At 62.1% G+C, this 15,796-nt stretch carries 19 protein-coding genes; 11 read left to right on the top strand and 8 right to left on the bottom strand.

The genetic code is table 11. The features are described 5' to 3' along the window. Positions 1–155 precede the first annotated feature (155 nt). The gene (locus BDK88_RS09485) at positions 156–1,121 is read left to right on the top strand and encodes a transcriptional regulator (RefSeq protein ID WP_130500223.1); all 966 of its coding nucleotides are present in this window, start codon (positions 156–158) and stop codon (positions 1,119–1,121) included. 64 nt (positions 1,122–1,185) lie between these two features. Here BDK88_RS09485 and BDK88_RS09480 read toward each other — a convergent pair whose 3' ends face one another. Together BDK88_RS09480 and BDK88_RS09475 are read right to left on the bottom strand one after the other, a co-directional pair. Then, positions 1,186–1,443: a glutathione S-transferase N-terminal domain-containing protein gene (locus BDK88_RS09480; protein WP_130500222.1), complete on the bottom strand. Its 258-nt coding sequence runs from the start codon at positions 1,441–1,443 to the stop codon at positions 1,186–1,188. 265 nt (positions 1,444–1,708) lie between these two features. Then, positions 1,709–3,172 (bottom strand): NCS2 family permease, encoded by a 1,464-nt coding sequence (locus BDK88_RS09475; protein ID WP_130500221.1) that lies wholly within the window; start codon positions 3,170–3,172, stop codon positions 1,709–1,711. A gap of 189 nt (positions 3,173–3,361) precedes the next feature. Between BDK88_RS09475 and BDK88_RS09470 the strand changes: the two genes are divergently transcribed. Continuing rightward, a complete protein-coding gene (locus BDK88_RS09470) occupies positions 3,362–4,024 on the top strand; it encodes a potassium channel family protein (protein ID WP_130500220.1) in 663 nt (220 codons plus the stop codon). Between the two features lie 253 nt (positions 4,025–4,277). On the opposite strand, the gene BDK88_RS09465 is transcribed toward BDK88_RS09470, so the two are convergent. Next, on the bottom strand, positions 4,278–5,345 hold the full coding sequence (locus BDK88_RS09465; protein ID WP_130500219.1) for a DNA methyltransferase: 1,068 nt from the start codon (positions 5,343–5,345) through the stop codon (positions 4,278–4,280). 118 nt (positions 5,346–5,463) lie between these two features. Here BDK88_RS09465 and BDK88_RS09460 point away from each other — a divergent pair, with 118 nt between their 5' ends. Both BDK88_RS09460 and BDK88_RS09455 read left to right on the top strand, forming a co-directional pair. Continuing rightward, entirely contained in the window at positions 5,464–6,450 is a 987-nt protein-coding gene (locus BDK88_RS09460) for a calcium/sodium antiporter (RefSeq protein WP_130500218.1), read from the top strand. A gap of 92 nt (positions 6,451–6,542) precedes the next feature. Then, entirely contained in the window at positions 6,543–7,553 is a 1,011-nt protein-coding gene (locus BDK88_RS09455; protein ID WP_130500217.1) for a glutathione S-transferase family protein, read from the top strand. A gap of 67 nt (positions 7,554–7,620) precedes the next feature. Here the strand turns inward: BDK88_RS09455 and BDK88_RS09450 are convergent, their stop codons facing one another. Continuing rightward, entirely contained in the window at positions 7,621–7,896 is a 276-nt protein-coding gene (locus BDK88_RS09450; RefSeq protein ID WP_130500216.1) for a DUF7535 family protein, read from the bottom strand. A gap of 88 nt (positions 7,897–7,984) precedes the next feature. Continuing rightward, positions 7,985–8,791: an NAD-dependent epimerase/dehydratase family protein gene (locus BDK88_RS09445; protein ID WP_130500215.1), complete on the bottom strand. Its 807-nt coding sequence runs from the start codon at positions 8,789–8,791 to the stop codon at positions 7,985–7,987. Between the two features lie 245 nt (positions 8,792–9,036). Here BDK88_RS09445 and BDK88_RS09440 point away from each other — a divergent pair, with 245 nt between their 5' ends. Beyond that, on the top strand, positions 9,037–9,411 hold the full coding sequence (locus tag BDK88_RS09440; protein ID WP_130500214.1) for a 2Fe-2S iron-sulfur cluster-binding protein: 375 nt from the start codon (positions 9,037–9,039) through the stop codon (positions 9,409–9,411). A 71-nt stretch (positions 9,412–9,482) separates the two neighbouring features. Beyond that, the gene (locus BDK88_RS09435) at positions 9,483–9,917 is read left to right on the top strand and encodes a thiol-disulfide oxidoreductase DCC family protein (protein ID WP_130500213.1); all 435 of its coding nucleotides are present in this window, start codon (positions 9,483–9,485) and stop codon (positions 9,915–9,917) included. Positions 9,918–10,012: 95 nt separating this feature from the next. Here BDK88_RS09435 and BDK88_RS09430 read toward each other — a convergent pair whose 3' ends face one another. Next, positions 10,013–10,234, bottom strand: a complete 222-nt coding sequence (locus tag BDK88_RS09430; RefSeq protein ID WP_130500212.1) for a hypothetical protein — start codon at positions 10,232–10,234, stop codon at positions 10,013–10,015. Positions 10,235–10,316: 82 nt separating this feature from the next. Next, a complete protein-coding gene (locus BDK88_RS09425) occupies positions 10,317–11,594 on the bottom strand; it encodes a DUF7405 family protein (RefSeq protein ID WP_130500211.1) in 1,278 nt (425 codons plus the stop codon). Between the two features lie 307 nt (positions 11,595–11,901). On the opposite strand from BDK88_RS09425, the gene dps reads away from it, so the two are divergent. The 3 genes from dps to BDK88_RS09410 all read left to right on the top strand — a co-directional run bounded on the left by dps (position 11,902) and on the right by BDK88_RS09410 (position 13,751). Beyond that, positions 11,902–12,561, top strand: a complete 660-nt coding sequence (gene dps / locus BDK88_RS09420; RefSeq protein WP_130500210.1) for a DNA protection during starvation protein — start codon at positions 11,902–11,904, stop codon at positions 12,559–12,561. An 84-nt stretch (positions 12,562–12,645) separates the two neighbouring features. Further along, positions 12,646–13,092: an SRPBCC domain-containing protein gene (locus BDK88_RS09415; RefSeq protein WP_130500209.1), complete on the top strand. Its 447-nt coding sequence runs from the start codon at positions 12,646–12,648 to the stop codon at positions 13,090–13,092. 128 nt (positions 13,093–13,220) lie between these two features. Then, complete coding sequence (locus BDK88_RS09410; protein ID WP_130500208.1) at positions 13,221–13,751, top strand: DUF6735 family protein; 531 nt, start codon at positions 13,221–13,223, stop codon at positions 13,749–13,751. On the opposite strand, the gene tnpA is transcribed toward BDK88_RS09410, so the two are convergent. Then, positions 13,748–14,251, bottom strand: coding sequence for an IS200/IS605 family transposase (gene tnpA / locus BDK88_RS09405; RefSeq protein ID WP_130500207.1), 504 nt, complete (start codon positions 14,249–14,251; stop codon positions 13,748–13,750). The two genes, BDK88_RS09410 and tnpA, sit on opposite strands and share 4 nt — an antisense overlap. 54 nt (positions 14,252–14,305) lie before the next feature. Here tnpA and BDK88_RS09400 point away from each other — a divergent pair, with 54 nt between their 5' ends. Both BDK88_RS09400 and BDK88_RS09395 read left to right on the top strand, forming a co-directional pair. After that, complete coding sequence (locus tag BDK88_RS09400) at positions 14,306–14,461, top strand: DUF2080 family transposase-associated protein (RefSeq protein WP_007540613.1); 156 nt, start codon at positions 14,306–14,308, stop codon at positions 14,459–14,461. Continuing rightward, positions 14,458–15,732, top strand: coding sequence for an RNA-guided endonuclease InsQ/TnpB family protein (locus BDK88_RS09395; RefSeq protein ID WP_130500206.1), 1,275 nt, complete (start codon positions 14,458–14,460; stop codon positions 15,730–15,732). The genes BDK88_RS09400 and BDK88_RS09395 overlap by 4 nt, the downstream gene beginning before the upstream one ends. Positions 15,733–15,796 lie beyond the last annotated feature (64 nt).

Below are 15,796 nucleotides of genomic sequence, written 5' to 3'. Positions count from 1 at the left end.
ACGTCCGCTGAGTAACGCCTTTCGGGATCTGCCCCATCATCGCCGGCGGTAGAAACCGGTATATAAATATACTCCTGATACAGACACGAATCGCGACACGGGACGCAGACATCACGGGGAAAACGTCTTATAGCAGGAATCGCTTACAACCCCGTATGTCCCGCTCCGCACTGGTCGGCAACGTGACCGCGATGTTAGAGGACGCGGGATTCGCGGTGAGCGATCGGTGTGCGATTCGGCCGAAGAGTTTCGATATTGCTGCCCGACGTGGTGACGATCTGATCCTCGTCAAGATCCTCGCGAACATCGACGCGTTCAACGAGGCGACCGGCCACGAGATGCGTCGGCTTGGAACCTACCTCGAGGCAACGCCGCTGGTCATCGGGCTTCGCAGCCGTGATGAGGACCTGAAACCGGACGTCGTCTATTTCCGCCATGGCGTCCCCGTGTTCAGTCCCGATACGGCGTATAACCTGTTTATCGAGAACGTCCCACCGTTGATTTACGCCGCCCCTGGTGGCCTCTATGTCAACATCGACGGCGACCTGCTGGCCGACGAACGCCAGGACAAAGACTGGAGTCTCGGCCAACTGGCCAGCGAACTCGGTGTCTCACGCCGGACCGTCTCGAAGTACGAAGACGGCATGAACGCCTCCGTCGAGGTTGCGATGGCACTCGAGGAGTTGTTCGACGCACCCCTGACGAGCCCGGTCGACGTCCTCGAGGGTGCCGACGAGGTTCACGAAAGCGAGGCGACGCCGGACGATCCGGAGGCCGATCCGGACGACGAACAGGTGGTCGCCGTCTTCACGCGGGCTGGCTACAGCGTGCATCCGACGGTTCGCTCGCCGTTTACGGCCGTCAGCGAGGACGAAGCCGACAGCGACATCGTCCTGACAGGTCACTCGAAGTTCACGAAGGCCGCAGAGAAACGCGCCCGTATCATGAGTTCGATCGGGGAGGTCACCCGCACACGGTCGGTCTACGTCGTCGACCGCGCAAAACAGGACTCCGTCGACGGCACTGCGCTGGTCGAACGCGAGGAACTCACGAACCTTCGGAGTGCAGACGAGCTCCGAGATGTCATCCGAGAACGCTCGGAGCGCGAAGAAGCGGCCTAATCGGGGATGTCCGGTTGAATCGACCGCAGACTCAGACGGTCTGCTGTATGACTAGTAGTCCGTATCAGGCCGTGTCGTCGCCGTAGGTTTCCTCGAGATACTCGATGATGTCGCTGCTCTCTGGCATTCCGTCGACGCCAGTCGCCTCGTCGGTGATGACCGGGACGCCGGTCTGACCACTGACTTGCTCGACTTTGGTCCGCTTGCTGTGTGCGCGGGGCACCTCGATGGTATCGTAGTCGAGGTCGAGTTCGTCGAGTTTCGTCCGGACCATCGCACAGAATGGACAGCCAGGGAGGTCGTACAGCGTGATGTCTGCCATCGTGACTGAAGATAGGGGCCTCGAGCCCCAAGAGCACAGTGATTGCGATGGTCCGGTATCGGCCAGCAACGATTGCATACGAGCGCGTGTTGGGCGGACTGATTCATACGGACTTCCTGTCAGTCGGTCCCGGCGCAGTGAAGCAGCCCGTCTCGTACGGACTACTGTCAATCAGTACCGGTGGAACCGCGATCCGCACTGCGATCCCACCGAAATCGGTACAGCAGCCCGTCTCAGTGGCTGTTTGAATGTGTTCGCCGTGGGCCTAGCCGAGCATCCCGCTGGTGGTAACGTAGAAGTAGCCGATCAGTGCGACAGCGATCGCCCACTGTCCGACCCGGACGTCTCTGCGTTCACCCATCGCCGTTTTGACCAGCGGATACGCGATGATCCCGGCGGCCAGTCCGGTCGCAATGGAGTAGGTCAGTGGCATGATCGTGATCGTGAGCCCGGCCGAGACCGACCACGCGGGATCTTCCCAGTCGATGTCGAGGACGCCCTGGAGCATGATGACTCCGACGGCGACGAGCGCGATGAACGACGCGTAGGCGGGAATCGCGGCAATGATCGGTACTGCGATCAGCGATAGTGCGAACAGGGCCCCAACCACGAGGGCGGTGAATCCTGTGCGGCCACCTTCCTCGACGCCGGTCGAGGACTCGACGAAGGTCGTCACCGTCGAGGTACCGACCATCGCCCCGACGGTCGTCCCGACAGCGTCGGCCATGAGTGGCTTCTCGATTTCGGGGAGTTCGCCGTCTTCATCTAAGAACTCACCGAACTGGGCGACGCCAATGAGCGTCCCGGCGGTATCGAAGAAGTCGACGAAGAAGAACGTGAACACGACGAGCACGAACGTCAGTGGATCGATGTCGCGCAGTCCTTCGACGAACGCACCGGCAAGCGGCGTGATGTCGTAGTGTGGGGATGTCACTGCTTCGAAGGTGACTTCGCCGGTTCTCTCGTCGAGCAACGTCTCGGGTGCGAGTGCCGATGCACTCGCAACGCCAGTGAGCAACAGTCCCCAGCCGGCAACGGCTGTCGTGACGATGCCAGCGATGATCGCGCCCTTCATCCCGCGTGCCCACAGGATAAACGTCAAGAAGAGGCCGGCGAGCCCGAGGATCGCGGCCGGATTCTGTGCGACGTTACCGAGCGTGACCAGCGTCGCTGGATCGCCCGTAACGACCTGCATCTCTTGCAGCCCGATAAACAGCAGGAAGACACCGATCCCCGCACCGACCGAGAATTTGACTGGCTCAGGGAAGAGGTTGATGACGTATTTGCGGGCCCCAACGGCCGTGATAGCGATGAAAATGATTCCTTCGACGAAAACCGCGGCGAGGGCCGTCTGCCACGGAATCCCCATCCCGATGACGACGGTGAACGTAAAGAAGGCGTTGAGTCCCATCCCGGGAGCCAGTCCGAACGGTCGATTGGCGTACAGCGCCATCACCAGCACCGCGACGACCGAGGCGATGATCGTCGCGATCGCCAGCATCTGGAACACCTCGTTCGAGTCGTAGACGGCCCCGTCGATGGTCGTCTGCTGGTTGATCTCGCCCTGTTCGTTGAAACCCATAATCGCCGGCAGCAACACCGTCGGGTTCACCACGATGATATACGACATCGCCAAGAACGTCGTAATCCCCGCGATCAGTTCGGTCGTGAAGTCGGTATTATGTTCGTCAAATCCGAAATATGACGAAAGTAAGTCGATAGCCCCCATTTTGGATGCTCGAGCGTAGCAACACGGGTTAGTTAAGCGTTTTTGTCCAGCCCCGTCTATCATGAAAGTACATTCGCGCATAGTGGCTGACAGCGTACCGATCCGTCTCTCGACCTGTCGATGTGGCTGGACGGCGTCTGTCGACCGGTGGACGAACGTATTTGACCCCGGAACGCGTACTGTGGTACCATGAGGTTTGTGATCGTTGGGTACGGTCGAGTCGGCTCACGGACGGCAACGATCCTCGCCGAAGAGGGCCACGATGTCGTCGTCGTCGATACCGATATCGATCGGCTCAAGCGTGTGTCCGACGACGAGTTCGAGACGGTACACGGCGATGGGTCTGACGAAGACGTCCTCGTCGAGGCAGGCATCGAGACGGCCGACGCGATCGGGGCTTTTACACCCGATCTCAACGTCAACTTCGCGGCCTGTATGGTCGGGACCCATCACGGCTGTCGAACCGTCTTACGGATCGACGCGGACTACCGCGAGGATATCTATGAAAAGTACGCCGCAGAGGTCGACGAGATTATCTACCCCGAACGACTCGGCGCTGCAGGTGCCAAAACCGCCCTGCTTGGCGGCGACTTCAACGTCGTCGCCGACCTCGCCGCAAACCTCCAACTGACCGTCCTCGAGATCAAGGAGGGATCACCGGCGGTCGGCAAGCGAATGAGCGAACTCGAGTTGCCCGAATCCGCGCGGATCTATGCCCATGGCCGCGCACACGAACCGCTGACGATTCCGCTTCCGGGAACGGAACTCGCAGCCGGCGACGAGGTCGCAGTCATCACCGAAACCGACCGCGCGGATGCGGTTCGGGCCGCCCTGTTACCCGCCAGCGCTTGAGACGGGCTGTTGTCCGAGTTCCTGGCATACTGACTGATCGCGGCCCGTCTGACGCTGGCTGTGAGGGACGGTTCCGCGGCTCGAGCCGCAGTGTCCTCGACGTGCCTCTGACACTCGGACCGAATGGTTATGGGGGAAGAGAAACGGGAGCAGGCGCGCAGGCGAGGGGATGGGGGGAGTGTGGTGGGGAGGCCGCCAGCGCGCCTATTGGTTTCGTCACGCGGTGGGATAATAAAACCGCGTCAGACGGGGGTCAGACGGACGACGAAGAGCCGTTTTCGAGACGGAAAACGAGCACGTTCTGGTGGACCATCGAGGGGACAAACGAGAACGGATAGCCGTAGACGTGGAGGTCTTTCGTCGGGTCGTACCAGATCAGATTCGCCGCCAGCGACAGCGGCGCGGTCGACTCGATCGCCTGTGCGAGCTCCGCCGAGAGGAACTCGTAGGATTGCTCGCGGTACATGTCTCCGATGAAGACGACGACGTGGCCGTCCGGGGCGACGGCGTCCGAAAACCGGTCGAACTTCTCGGCCATGTCCGTGAGCCAGTCGGCTTTCGTCTCCCAGGTTACGTCCGTCCCAGAGGCAGCGTCGCCGTTCTCGTCGTCACTCTCGTCAGACCGATCGAACGAGCCCAGCTTGCTTTCGCGGGTCCGGCGCTCGTTGCGCGTCTGCTCGAGCTCGTCCATGTGCCAGTAGGGAACGTCGGTCAACAGGAGATCGATCGCATCGTCGTCAACGTCGTCGATCAGGTCGGCACAGTCGCCATGGCGCATGTCCTGTGTGGCGAGTGGCGGGTCGCCACGCGCACGCCGCTCATCGTTTTCGCGCTCGAGGACCTCGTGATAGATCTCGACCCACCGGTCGGTGCGCTCGAAGCCGATCGCTTCCCGGCGGCCGGTGTCCTCGTGTTCACAGAGACTCGCACCCAACAAGGTGCCGCCGACGCCGGCGAAGGGGTCGAGGACGGTGTCGCCGGCCTTGCTGAACCGACCGATCAACTCGGCACAGAGCCGCGGGGGTTTCTGCCCGCCGTGTTCGCTGCGCAGGTTGTGTTGGAGGTCGGGTGGGTAGCCTTCGGCGATCACCGACTTCGTGGCGTACTTCCATTCCTTGCCGGTCAGATCGTTCACGCGATTGCGCTCGTCGTAGATCCCCCGGCCCTCGATGTAGCGCTGGTGGTCGGCCAATTCGTCGGTATCGATCACCTCGCCATCTTCGACCGGCAGTGATTCCTCGCGTGCGCGGTCGGCGTCGAACCCGCCGTCCTCGTCCGTGAACAGCCGACTCTGGCGGTGTCGCTCCCCGTCGTCTGCCATACCCTCGAGTGCTCACGGGGACCGCTTAAACGCTTGTGCCTCGTATCGATCGGGTCGGTCGGCGACGTGCCGTGCCCGACGTTTTTCACCGCGTCCTGCGAAGGACACCCAAGGACTGATGAGCGTCGTCGATGCTGGATTGCTCATTGTCGGCACGATCGCGCTCTGGGGCGGCGCACGCCTGCTCGTGACCGGGGCCTCGCGACTCGCCGGTGCGGCCGGCGTCTCCGCGCTCGTCGTTGGCCTCACGGTCGTCGCCTTCGGCACCTCCGCGCCGGAAATCGCCGTTTCGGTCGAGGCCGCGTTCGCGGGCCGGGGCGACGTCTCGGTCGGCAACGTCGTCGGCTCGAACCTGTTCAATCTTGGCGTGATCCTCGGTCTCATCGGCGTCCTTTCGCCGTTTCGGGTCGCCGAGACGCTGGTCCGTCGGGACGCACTCGCGATGGCTGCCGCGACGGCAGTCGCCGCCGTCGTCCTCCTGAACGGAGCCGTCTCGCGACTCGAGGGTATTATCCTGCTCGCGTTGCTCGGCGGCTACCTCGGCGCGCTCGGCGTTGCAATTCAGAGAGCGAGCCGGGCGGACGACGGTCACCCCGACACAGTCGACGACGGAGCGACGGTTCCGCCGCTCGACGCTGATGAGGAGACGCCACGCGAAATCCGGTCGGGGCTCGAGGGCGGTCGCGTCCTCGTGGGCCTGCTCTTGGTGATCGGCGGCGGGCGCGTGCTGATCGACGCGGCGGTCGGACTGGCCCTGGCCGTGGGCATCTCCGAGTGGGCGGTCGGCGCGACGATCGTCGCGATCGGGACCTCGCTGCCGGAACTCGTCACCTCCGTCGTCGCTATCCGTCGCGGCGACGTCGGCATTGCAGCGGGCAACGTCGTCGGCTCGAACGTCTTCAACGTCCTCGGCGTTCTGGGGATCGTCGCTGTCGTCCAACCGACGGCGGTCGATCCCGCCGTTTTTCTCGGCATCGCGTGGCTCTGCGTGCTGACCGCGTTTGCGACGGTCGTGCTCGCGACTGGGCGTCGATTAACTCGTCTCGAGGGTATCGCCCTCGTCACACTCGGAGCGGGATACTGGGTTGTGAGCGTGGCACTCTGAGACCTCGATCGACGGGTGGCAGTGACAGGCGGCGAACCCGGTGACACGGGTGTTAGCGAGGGTACTTCCCGCTTGCGACCCGAGACGATCGTATGAATATGCTCGTCGACGGCGAGTGGCGCACCGACGCCTTCGAGGTCACTACCGAAGACGGCTCGTTCCAGCGCCAGGAGACGCCGTTTCGACACGAAATCCAAGACGATCCCGACGCCCGGTTTCAGCCCGAGGCAGGTCGATACCACCTCTACGTCTCGTATGCCTGTCCGTGGGCCCACCGGACGCTTTTGATGCGGACGCTTTTGGGGCTCGAGGACGCGATTTCGGTCTCGGTCGTCGACCCATATCGTGGCGAGGACGGCTGGCAGTTCACGCCCGACAAAGACGGCTGTACCCGCGATGGCGTCCACGATGCGGACTTCCTCCGAGAACTCTACGTCCGCGCGGACCCGGACGCGACCTGCCGTGTGACAGTACCAGTCCTCTGGGACAGGAACGAAGACACCATCGTCAACAACGAGTCCGAAGAGATCATGCGGCTGTTCGACACCGAGTTCGACGAGTATGCGCAACGAGATGTTGACCTCTATCCCGAAGGCTATCGTGACGAGGTCGATCGGATCATCGACGAAATCTACGAGCCGATCAACAACGGCGTCTATCGGGCCGGGTTCGCCACGAAACAGGAGCCCTACGACGAGGCAGTCGACGAGCTCTTCGCGGCGCTCGATCACTGGGACGAGGTGCTCGCAGACCAGCGCTATCTCGCGGGCGATCGGCTGACTGAGGCCGATATTGCGATGTTTACGACGCTCGTCCGATTCGACAACGTCTATCATACTCACTTCATGTGTAATGCCCAGTCCATCCGTGAGTACGACAACCTCTGGCCGTATTTGCGCGATCTGTACCAAACACCCGGTGTCGCCGAGACGGTGAATATGGCCCACATCAAAGAACACTACTACACGACCCATCCCGACGTGAACCCCCACCGAATCGTCGCCCGCGGGCCCGACCTCGAGTTTTCGGCCCTACATGACCGCGACGTGCTTCCCGGCGGGCCGCCGTCTGGTCTGTGCACAGCAGCCAGTGCGGACGACTAATAGCGGTGGCTGTGAAGCGAAAACAATGTGACTGCGACGTTACGATCCGCCGTTTCGTCGACTCGATCTAAGCGTCTTCGTCGGTTTCGGCCTCCTCGGCCTCGGCATCGTCATCGGCTTCGAGTAGATCGGTGCTGGCACGGTCTGCTTCACGCCGCCACGTCTCGAAACTATGCTCGAGTTCCTCGTCCGAGACGAACACCTTCCAGAGAACCCACACGACAGCCAGCACGGGGAGAAGCGGAAGAAGGACGATCACGAGTACGCCGGCCATGATGTAGCCGAACAGGGACATCTGTGTGTTCGGCCCATAGCCGGTCGACTCGGACACCTTGACTGACATGTGTGTGCCTACGAACGTGTCGGTATTCCGTGTTACGATTCCGTGGATCCGTTTCGGAACGAATACACGTCGACGTGACTGCCCAGAATTAGCTTGTCTCGAGCCCGTTTCGCCCGTCCGACGCGTCGCTCAGAACCGCTTCGGCGTCGTCGGTGGGCCGGTATGCGAGTGCTTGCATCGTCTCGGACAAGGAGAGGAAGCGTTTGGAGTTATTGGAGATGCCGTGTGCGATCAGCGGTGACGTTTCGAGCGTCGCCGTCGCGGCCGCGTTGAGCAGCCGTCGGCAGTCGCCGGGGCTGAGCCACATCGCGCGGGCGTAGCGCTCGCCGGCTCCGTCTCGCTCGCGACACTCCTGGCGGAGCTCGTCGCGGGTGAGCAGCCAGCCGATCCGGAGAGTGACCACCTCGAGTCCGTGGCGGTTCGCGTAGTACGAGCCCATCGCCTCGCCGAAGACCTTCGTGACGCCGTAGTAGGTGTCCGGATCGACCGGATCGCCTGGCCGGACGATTTCGGGCGTGCCGACCGTCGACTCCGGGCGGCTCGGCGAGACGGTGTTTCCCATGTTGACCGCGTGGTTCGAACTCGCAAAGACCACCCGCTCGAGATCGTTTTCGATCGCGGCCTCGAAGGCATTGGAGAGCCCGTCGATGTTCGGCCCGCGAAGGTCGTCCCACGTGGCTCGCGGCGAGGAGATGGCCGCGAGATGAATTACCACGTCTTGTCCCTCGAGCGCGTCGACGAACTGTTCGCGGTCGGTAATCTCGAGGAGCGTCGTCTCGAGGGCTGCGGTCTCGCTGTGAGAGAATAGGGTCAAGTCGTGCTCGTCGGCCGGGAACGCGTCGACGATCGCCCGCCCAACGTTTCCCGCCGCGCCGGTAATGGCGATGTTCGCCATGGCGAATTGACACCGACGCGGCTGAAATAGGCCGCCCCAGCGCGTTCCGGCCGATTCGTCTCCGCTCGAGCGACGCGAAACTCATGCGGTTTGCTGTCAGTCATTTCCGGTGCAACCCCGAACCGTCCTGCGGTTGCACCGGTAAATCGGTACAGCAGACCGTATCAGTCGGTCATTGTCGGCAAGACGGGTGCTTGCAGGCTGCCGACCGGAGGCCTTTTTCGCGGCCAGCCGTATCTGCATCCGTGACAGCCCCCACGACGTGGGATGTCGAACTTCGCGTGCCGGCAGACGCCGATCTGGACGCTGCCGGTGAATCCCGAACGATCGAGGTCCGTGAGGACGAATCGATTCTCGAGGCGGCCCGGTCGGCGGGCATCTGGCTTTCTGCGGACTGCCAGCAGGGCTGGTGTATCACCTGCGGGGCGACACTCATCTCCGGCGAGGTCGACCACAGTCGGGCCAAGCGGTACTATCCCGAAGATGAGGCGGCGGGATTCGTCCTTACCTGTGTCGCACGCCCCCGCTCCGATTGCATCATCAAAGTCGAACAGTACGGCGAGTTGCTCCAGCACCGTGCCGACCACGACAGGCCGCCAGGACGGTCGAAGCTCGGATAGTGGACAACCGCACGCACCGCCCAAGCGTGTGCCCACTGAACGTTTTCACCCCGCACGATGTACGGGCCACTATGTCGTCGCAGTTTACCGGTATCCTGCTCTACGACGGTGATTGCCCGTTCTGTTCGGCCGCCTCGACCGCGATGCGCCAGCTCGAGGGTGTCGGCGTCGTCTCCTGGGACGAGCCGGCCGCACAGGACTTTCTCGAGGCGCAGTTCGGCGAAGCACCCTTCGCACTGTTTTTCGTCGATAGCGAAGCCGAGACGGTCTGGGCGGGCCGGGCTGCCGCGAGTGAGCTCTGCGAGCGAGCCGGCATGCCGGTCCTCGTTCAGGACATCGTCGACGAGAACTACGAGCGCGTCGCCGACGCGATCCAGTCCGTCATGGGAACCGACCGCGAGATCGATCCGTACCACGACGCCTACCCACTGGCCGATGACGCCGCGGCGCTGTTCGACGACGTGGCGGCAAACGCCAGTCGGACGCATGTGCCTGACTCGGCGTAAGTCGCTCGAGCAGCCACACTCGAGGGTGGAATCAATATCCAGCGTGGCCAGGAGAGGAGTCAGTCAGTTCATGACAAAGAGATGGCAGCGAGGGACTACTCGTAGAGCGTGCCGAGAAGGTATATCACGACGACCCCACCGATCAGGGCTAGCGCCACTTCAGGATAGAAACGGACGTCGTCCGGGCCGAAGTAGCTGTCGAGAATTATGTCCACCCATCCGATCATCGCGATCGGGAGTAGCACTCCCAGAAGCAGTTGAACGATTGTGACTACATCGGCGACGTACTCCGGAATCTCCAGCCCGTCTGAGAACATATCAACGCATATGAGGGTCTCTGTCTTAAGTATTATCGGCCCCTCCAGTTTGGATTCCGACCCTACACAGCGAGGCCACTCGTTACGCCGGATTCGGCGCAGGCAGAGACCGCAGCTCTCGCGGTGGCGCGAGGTAGTTGGCCCGGTTGTGGACGCTTAGATACTGGAGAATGCCGTTGTTGGTTCGTGCGCCGACTGAGCCCTCGGTGAGATCGGTCCCAGTCATCGCCTCGCGGGTCTTCACGAAGTCGGCGATCGACCGCTGCAAGGAGAGAAAGTGCGTAGCAGCCCGGTCGTCGTCGGTCGAGTCGAAGTCCCGTCGGAGGATGATCGGTTCGCCGTCCTCACGGGCACGCGATGTCTTCTGGGCGTGGCCGACCGTTCCCTCGTTCCGGGCGTCCTCGGCCGCGCTCTCGGCGATCTCTGTGACGCGGCTCGAGTCGCCAAGATTGTGCCCGGCCCCCTCGACGAGGTCGTCGGCAGCGTGGTCTGGCGAAAACATCTTGGCAACGCGTTGATCACGACTGTCCTGGTCGTACCACTGGTGGAGGTGCAACTGGAGCCTCGAGAGGTGGATCGTCGTGCCGCCGGCGAACGGCCCGTCCTGAATCGTCACGCGGTCTTCGCTCGCCTGTGTCTTCCGAAAGCCCGATTTGAACCCCATGAACATCGGTGCGTCCTCCGGGACCGGATTGCCGTCGGGAATCCCATAGACGCCGGATTGATTGTCGGCTGGCAGTCCGCGCCCAATGAATCCTGTCCGGCGGTCGGCGATATCGAAGACGCCGTCGAAGGTCCCCTCAACGTCGATGCCGTTGAGTTGCTCGAGTTCGCCTTTCATGGCTTCCTCGACACTGAGCGTGACGTGGCCGTAGTCGCTGGCCAGATGGAGCAACGCATCGTACGCATCGAGCGTGGGGTCCTCGAATGGTGTCAGCGCCGTCGGCGCTGGCAACTCGACACCTGCGGGGGCTGCGTCGAACCGGTCGAAGTACGCTGGGCTATAGGCGATGGTAAACGCCAGTCCCTCGTTGCCGCGTTTGTACGCCTTCTCGATGGTTCGGAACGCGGCCTCGAGTTGCTCGCGCTCGTCGGCCGCGTCGGCCGGACCATCACCGACGTACTCGAGGCCCAGTAGGAGATGATGTTCGGGCGGCACCACGTTGCCGTGGTCGTCGGTCGCGAGAAACTCGTTCCAGGCGTGTTGACGATCAGGGAGTTCGTCGAGTGCGAGAGTCGCCTGTGGCACGTCTTCGGTCGCTTCGCGCTGGAGGCAGGCGGAAAGCGCGCTTGCACCGCCGATGGCGACGGCGCTGCGGACGAACGCGCGACGCGAGATCCCACGATCCGGTCGGTCCATAGATGGCTCTGTGTGCCCGTCAGGCAAGGGGATTACGGTCCCGCTGATCCCGTAAGATGGCCGACTCGACGCTCGACCACGACCCCTCTTCCTGATGTCGGCCCGTCACAACACTTGACGACCGTGTACACGCGGCAGCCGTCTCGGACGGACTGCCGTCTGAAAGTCCGCACAGACAGGCCGTCGTCTGACTGACTGTACGCACTCCATTCATCATCAGATGTTCGTGATTGTCACGATAAAATGAATAGTGTCTCAAGAGTGTACGCGAACCTCTAAGTGCTGCGTTATGGTGTCAATGGATGCGATGTCTGATGACAAACCACACTCTGCAGGGAGCGTTAGTCATGGCGACACGAGCGAGCGTGTCGGTATGGAAGTCATTCGCGAGCGTGGGCTCGAGCCCGAGGACCTCCGCGAGAAACTGATCGACGCGATCGGTGCCGAGTTCACCACCTACTACTACTATACGAACCTGCGGATGCATCTGGCGGGACATGAAGATTACAAGGAGATCACCGAAGACGCCCGCCTCGAAGATCGGGCTCACTTCGAACTCGTCGCACCGCGAGTGTACGAACTCGGCGGGGCGCTCCCCAACGATATTCGGGACTTCGCCGACCGGGCGTCCTGTCCGGACGCCGAGGTGCCAACGCCGATGGACGACGAGGGTGGCTTCAACACCGGCAGCCTCGATGCCGAAGGCATTCTCGAGGTCCTGCTCGAGGCCGAACGCTGTGCGATCCGAACGTGGTCGGAGATCTGTGACATGACCCGCGACGTCGATCCACGGACCTACGACATGGCCTCACGCATCCTCCAGGAGGAGATCGAACACGAGGCGTGGTTCGTCGAACTGCTCTCGATGGAACGCGACGGCGAGATCAACCCGGCCGGCCACTTCGTCCGGGGCGAACCCGGCGACGCACCGCTCTCGACCAACCGGCGGTTCAACGACAGCGCCTAAGCTGTCAGTTTACCGCGCTCGAGCGGTCGCGCCATCCTCGGCAGCGACCGGTACAGCCTTTCCTGTGTATGTGCTATGCTCTCTATGAACGAGGTCGAGGTATTCGTCGAAATCGACGCGCCGCCCGCGGTCGTCTGGGACGCCCTGCTCGCGTTCGATACCTATCCCGAGTGGAACCCGCTCACCCGTCGGGTCGAAGGGGTCGTGATCGATGGGACGGCTCAACGGGAGCGGGACGACCTCGCTGACTCTCGTGGACTCCTCGACGGCCAGGTGCTCGCCACCGTCGAGCCATACAAACGGCTCGCCTGGCTCGATCGGTTCGTCCTCCCGTTCGCACTCGATCGCTACCACGAGTTTCACCTCCAGCCGATAGACGATGGGCAGCGGACGCGGTTGCTCCAGCGGGAGACGGTTCGCGGCGCGCTCGCCTCGCTAGTGTTCGACGAGACCAAGGTCGAACGGGCGTTCGTCGCAATGAACAAGGCAGTCGCGGTCCGCGCCGAGCGACGGGCAAGCGCGACGCCGTAACGGCCAGTCGACTACGCACGTCCGCAGGTTCAAGTACGGACGGGCGGCCAAGCCCGACGTGATCTGCCAGACAGCACACACCACGAGTCTCGAGGACCGGCTGCCGTCACTGTCAGCCCGGGTGAACGATGGGCCATAGGGCGCTGGTCGCCTATCGGCGACTGGACCACCTCTACGACGTGCGATACAGTCACTGGGGCGGCGACGATCTGTCGCTAACAGGCGAGATCAGCGCCACTGCTCCTCTGGCAGCCGGTGCGATCGAGCCCTCGCTCGTCGCGGACTCGATCACCCGCGATCGCATCCTGACAGACCATCTCGATCCCTGCGCCTACGAGGCGCTGTATCTCGTCGATCCGGCGGCTGACTACGCGGTCGATGCCTACAGGGTCTGCTGGCTCGAGTGGGGCGACGGTCGCGACGGTGGCCGCGGCGCGATCGTCGCGGTCGACCCCGACGACGACCGCGCACTCAGGGTCTGGTTTCGCGCGACCAAAACCGCGCTCGCCGACGTCATCGAGATGGGCGGCCTCTCTCGGCGGGCCGCACAGGCCTACCTCGAGGCGCGCGTCTGCGAGGCGTACGACAGCACCGTCTACAGGCGGAGCAGGCCGAGTGCCTCGCTTGACCCCGAGGGTGAAGGCCGTACGCTCAGCTAAACGTGCTCCGTGCGCTCGATATACTGTTCAATCGTGTCGGTTGAAACATCGCCTGCCGTCCCCACGTAGTACGATTTCTCCCAGAACTCACCGCCCCACAGGTAGTCTTCTAAGAACGGTTCGTGCTGTTCCCACATCTCCCGCGCTGTGATGCTCTTGACCGTCCGCACGATTTCGCTCGGGGCGTGTCGTTCGAGAATTTCCGATTCTCGTGATGACGAAAGACTTCGTCTTTCGAACCACTTCGGGTGAGCAGAGACGAACAGGTGTACGTGGTCGGGCGAAATGTGTATCGACAGAATCTCATAGCCATACTCTTCGAACACGTCCCGGAAACTCGCTTCCAGCGAATCGTCGATTGGTTCGAGAATCGCATGGCGGTACTGAGCGGGATCGAAGATCCCGCGAGGTACGCAAAGCTTCGCTTTGCTTGACTTTGGGCACCACACGAAGTGGTAGTTGATGTTGTACACCGTGTGATTCGACCGATTCTCGCCCATACTGATGACACGCCACCGATACAAGTTAAGTATATCCGAAGGATATACGCGGGTATGGCGAATCGATTTGAAATCGACGGCGAGGAAGTTCTCGACGGTGAGGTCAAGCCGTTCGGGAACAGCGCGCACGTCACCGTCCCAAAACGCTGGCGTGGGGCCGACGTGAAAGTAGTCCGCACCTCAGAACCCACCGAGCAAGACGAAGAATGACCGACGCACAGGCTCTCGTCAAGACGCTGGACTTCCAACTCGACATCCAGAGTGACAACGAGAGCCTGCTCCGTGACGCCACGCTCGAATCCCGGTCGGTGTACAATGAAACCATCCGTCTCGCCAAGCAAGGCGTGGACTGGAACGTGATTCCCGACCGAGTGGCCGACGACGCCGACCTCGTGAAGAACACGACACAGCGCGTCGTTTCGAAGGCTCTCGGTGCGATGGAGAACTACTACGAGTACGACGACTTCGGCCAACCAAGCCACACCAAGGACGGCGCGTACCCGCTTCGTGCGAACTACGAGGAAGGGTATAATCTGTCGCTCACCGACGACGGTGACGTGGCGTTCCGCATCAGCTCGAAGCCGTACAAACACGTCAAAGGCGTCCTCGAAGGTGACGACGCCCACCTCGATATTCTCAAGACTGCGCTCACGAGTGACGAGTGGAAGATTGGGACGGCAAAAGCCCTGTTCCACGACGACACCGCTGAGTTGCACATCAACGTCACCAACACCGAGAAGACCGTCCGAGACAAGCAGGACTCACGAACGGTCGTTGGCGTGGACGTGAACGAGAATAACGTGGCTCTCGCCGCTCTCTCCGAGGATGGCGTCGAAGACACGCTCGTTATCGACTTCCCTGAAGTCAAGTTCGAGCGTCACCGCTACTTCACGATGCGGAAGCGAGTGCAGAATGCGGGGAAGGACAGCATCCACGACACGCTGGAAGGGCGTGAGGAACGGTTTGTCCGCGACAGACTCCACAAGGTGTCTCGACACATCGTGGAATGGAGTCAGCGGTTCGAGGAGCCGTGCATCGTCTTTGAAGACCTCAAAGAGATGCGCGACAGTATCGACTACGGCACGCGGATGAACCGACGCTTGCACCACCTCCCGTTCCGTGCCCTCCAATTCTATACGTCGTACAAGGCGTCGTTCGAGGGGATTCCGACTGCTTGGATTAACCCTGAGTACACCAGCCAGCGGTGTCCGATGTGCGGACACACAGAGCGAGCGAACCGCAACAAAAAGCGGTTCAAGTGTCGGTCGTGTTCTCATCAAGACCACAGCGACCGTGGTGCAAGCGTCAATATTGCCGTAAAAGGCGTGAAGAAACTCAATTGGAATGTGCCTGCTCTCAACAGCCTTCCCCAAGTTCGGAAGGTGCGACGGCAGGCATCGGGGGCCGTGGACGCCCCGACCGTGACCCACGACACCGCTACAGGCCACCTTGTCGATGGTGTCGTGGGAGTGTCTGACTAAACCACGGGAAGCCTCGGGGCTTGACCCCGAGGCGGTTCACACGTACGGCGGCGCGATCGATGGC

Source organism: Natrinema hispanicum (assembly GCF_004217335.1).
Lineage (GTDB): Archaea > Halobacteriota > Halobacteria > Halobacteriales > Natrialbaceae > Natrinema > Natrinema hispanicum.
Note: the sequence above shows the minus strand (reverse complement) of the source record. Positions and strands in the feature narration are given on the sequence as shown.

What these genes read in the sequence shown, in the direction of transcription:
- BDK88_RS09485 (WP_130500223.1), top strand. Translation starts at nt 156, where the DNA reads ATGTCCCGCTCCGCACTGGTCGGCAACGTGACCGCGATGTTAGAGGAC.
- BDK88_RS09480 (WP_130500222.1), bottom strand. Translation starts at nt 1,443, where the DNA reads ATGGCAGACATCACGCTGTACGACCTCCCTGGCTGTCCATTCTGTGCG.
- BDK88_RS09475 (WP_130500221.1), bottom strand. Translation starts at nt 3,172, where the DNA reads ATGGGGGCTATCGACTTACTTTCGTCATATTTCGGATTTGACGAACAT.
- BDK88_RS09470 (WP_130500220.1), top strand. Translation starts at nt 3,362, where the DNA reads ATGAGGTTTGTGATCGTTGGGTACGGTCGAGTCGGCTCACGGACGGCA.
- BDK88_RS09465 (WP_130500219.1), bottom strand. Translation starts at nt 5,345, where the DNA reads ATGGCAGACGACGGGGAGCGACACCGCCAGAGTCGGCTGTTCACGGAC.
- BDK88_RS09460 (WP_130500218.1), top strand. Translation starts at nt 5,464, where the DNA reads ATGAGCGTCGTCGATGCTGGATTGCTCATTGTCGGCACGATCGCGCTC.
- BDK88_RS09455 (WP_130500217.1), top strand. Translation starts at nt 6,543, where the DNA reads ATGAATATGCTCGTCGACGGCGAGTGGCGCACCGACGCCTTCGAGGTC.
- BDK88_RS09450 (WP_130500216.1), bottom strand. Translation starts at nt 7,896, where the DNA reads ATGTCAGTCAAGGTGTCCGAGTCGACCGGCTATGGGCCGAACACACAG.
- BDK88_RS09445 (WP_130500215.1), bottom strand. Translation starts at nt 8,791, where the DNA reads ATGGCGAACATCGCCATTACCGGCGCGGCGGGAAACGTTGGGCGGGCG.
- BDK88_RS09435 (WP_130500213.1), top strand. Translation starts at nt 9,483, where the DNA reads ATGTCGTCGCAGTTTACCGGTATCCTGCTCTACGACGGTGATTGCCCG.
- BDK88_RS09430 (WP_130500212.1), bottom strand. Translation starts at nt 10,234, where the DNA reads ATGTTCTCAGACGGGCTGGAGATTCCGGAGTACGTCGCCGATGTAGTC.
- BDK88_RS09425 (WP_130500211.1), bottom strand. Translation starts at nt 11,594, where the DNA reads ATGGACCGACCGGATCGTGGGATCTCGCGTCGCGCGTTCGTCCGCAGC.
- dps (WP_130500210.1), top strand. Translation starts at nt 11,902, where the DNA reads ATGTCTGATGACAAACCACACTCTGCAGGGAGCGTTAGTCATGGCGAC.
- BDK88_RS09415 (WP_130500209.1), top strand. Translation starts at nt 12,646, where the DNA reads ATGAACGAGGTCGAGGTATTCGTCGAAATCGACGCGCCGCCCGCGGTC.
- BDK88_RS09410 (WP_130500208.1), top strand. Translation starts at nt 13,221, where the DNA reads ATGGGCCATAGGGCGCTGGTCGCCTATCGGCGACTGGACCACCTCTAC.
- tnpA (WP_130500207.1), bottom strand. Translation starts at nt 14,251, where the DNA reads ATGGGCGAGAATCGGTCGAATCACACGGTGTACAACATCAACTACCAC.
- BDK88_RS09400 (WP_007540613.1), top strand. Translation starts at nt 14,306, where the DNA reads ATGGCGAATCGATTTGAAATCGACGGCGAGGAAGTTCTCGACGGTGAG.
- BDK88_RS09395 (WP_130500206.1), top strand. Translation starts at nt 14,458, where the DNA reads ATGACCGACGCACAGGCTCTCGTCAAGACGCTGGACTTCCAACTCGAC.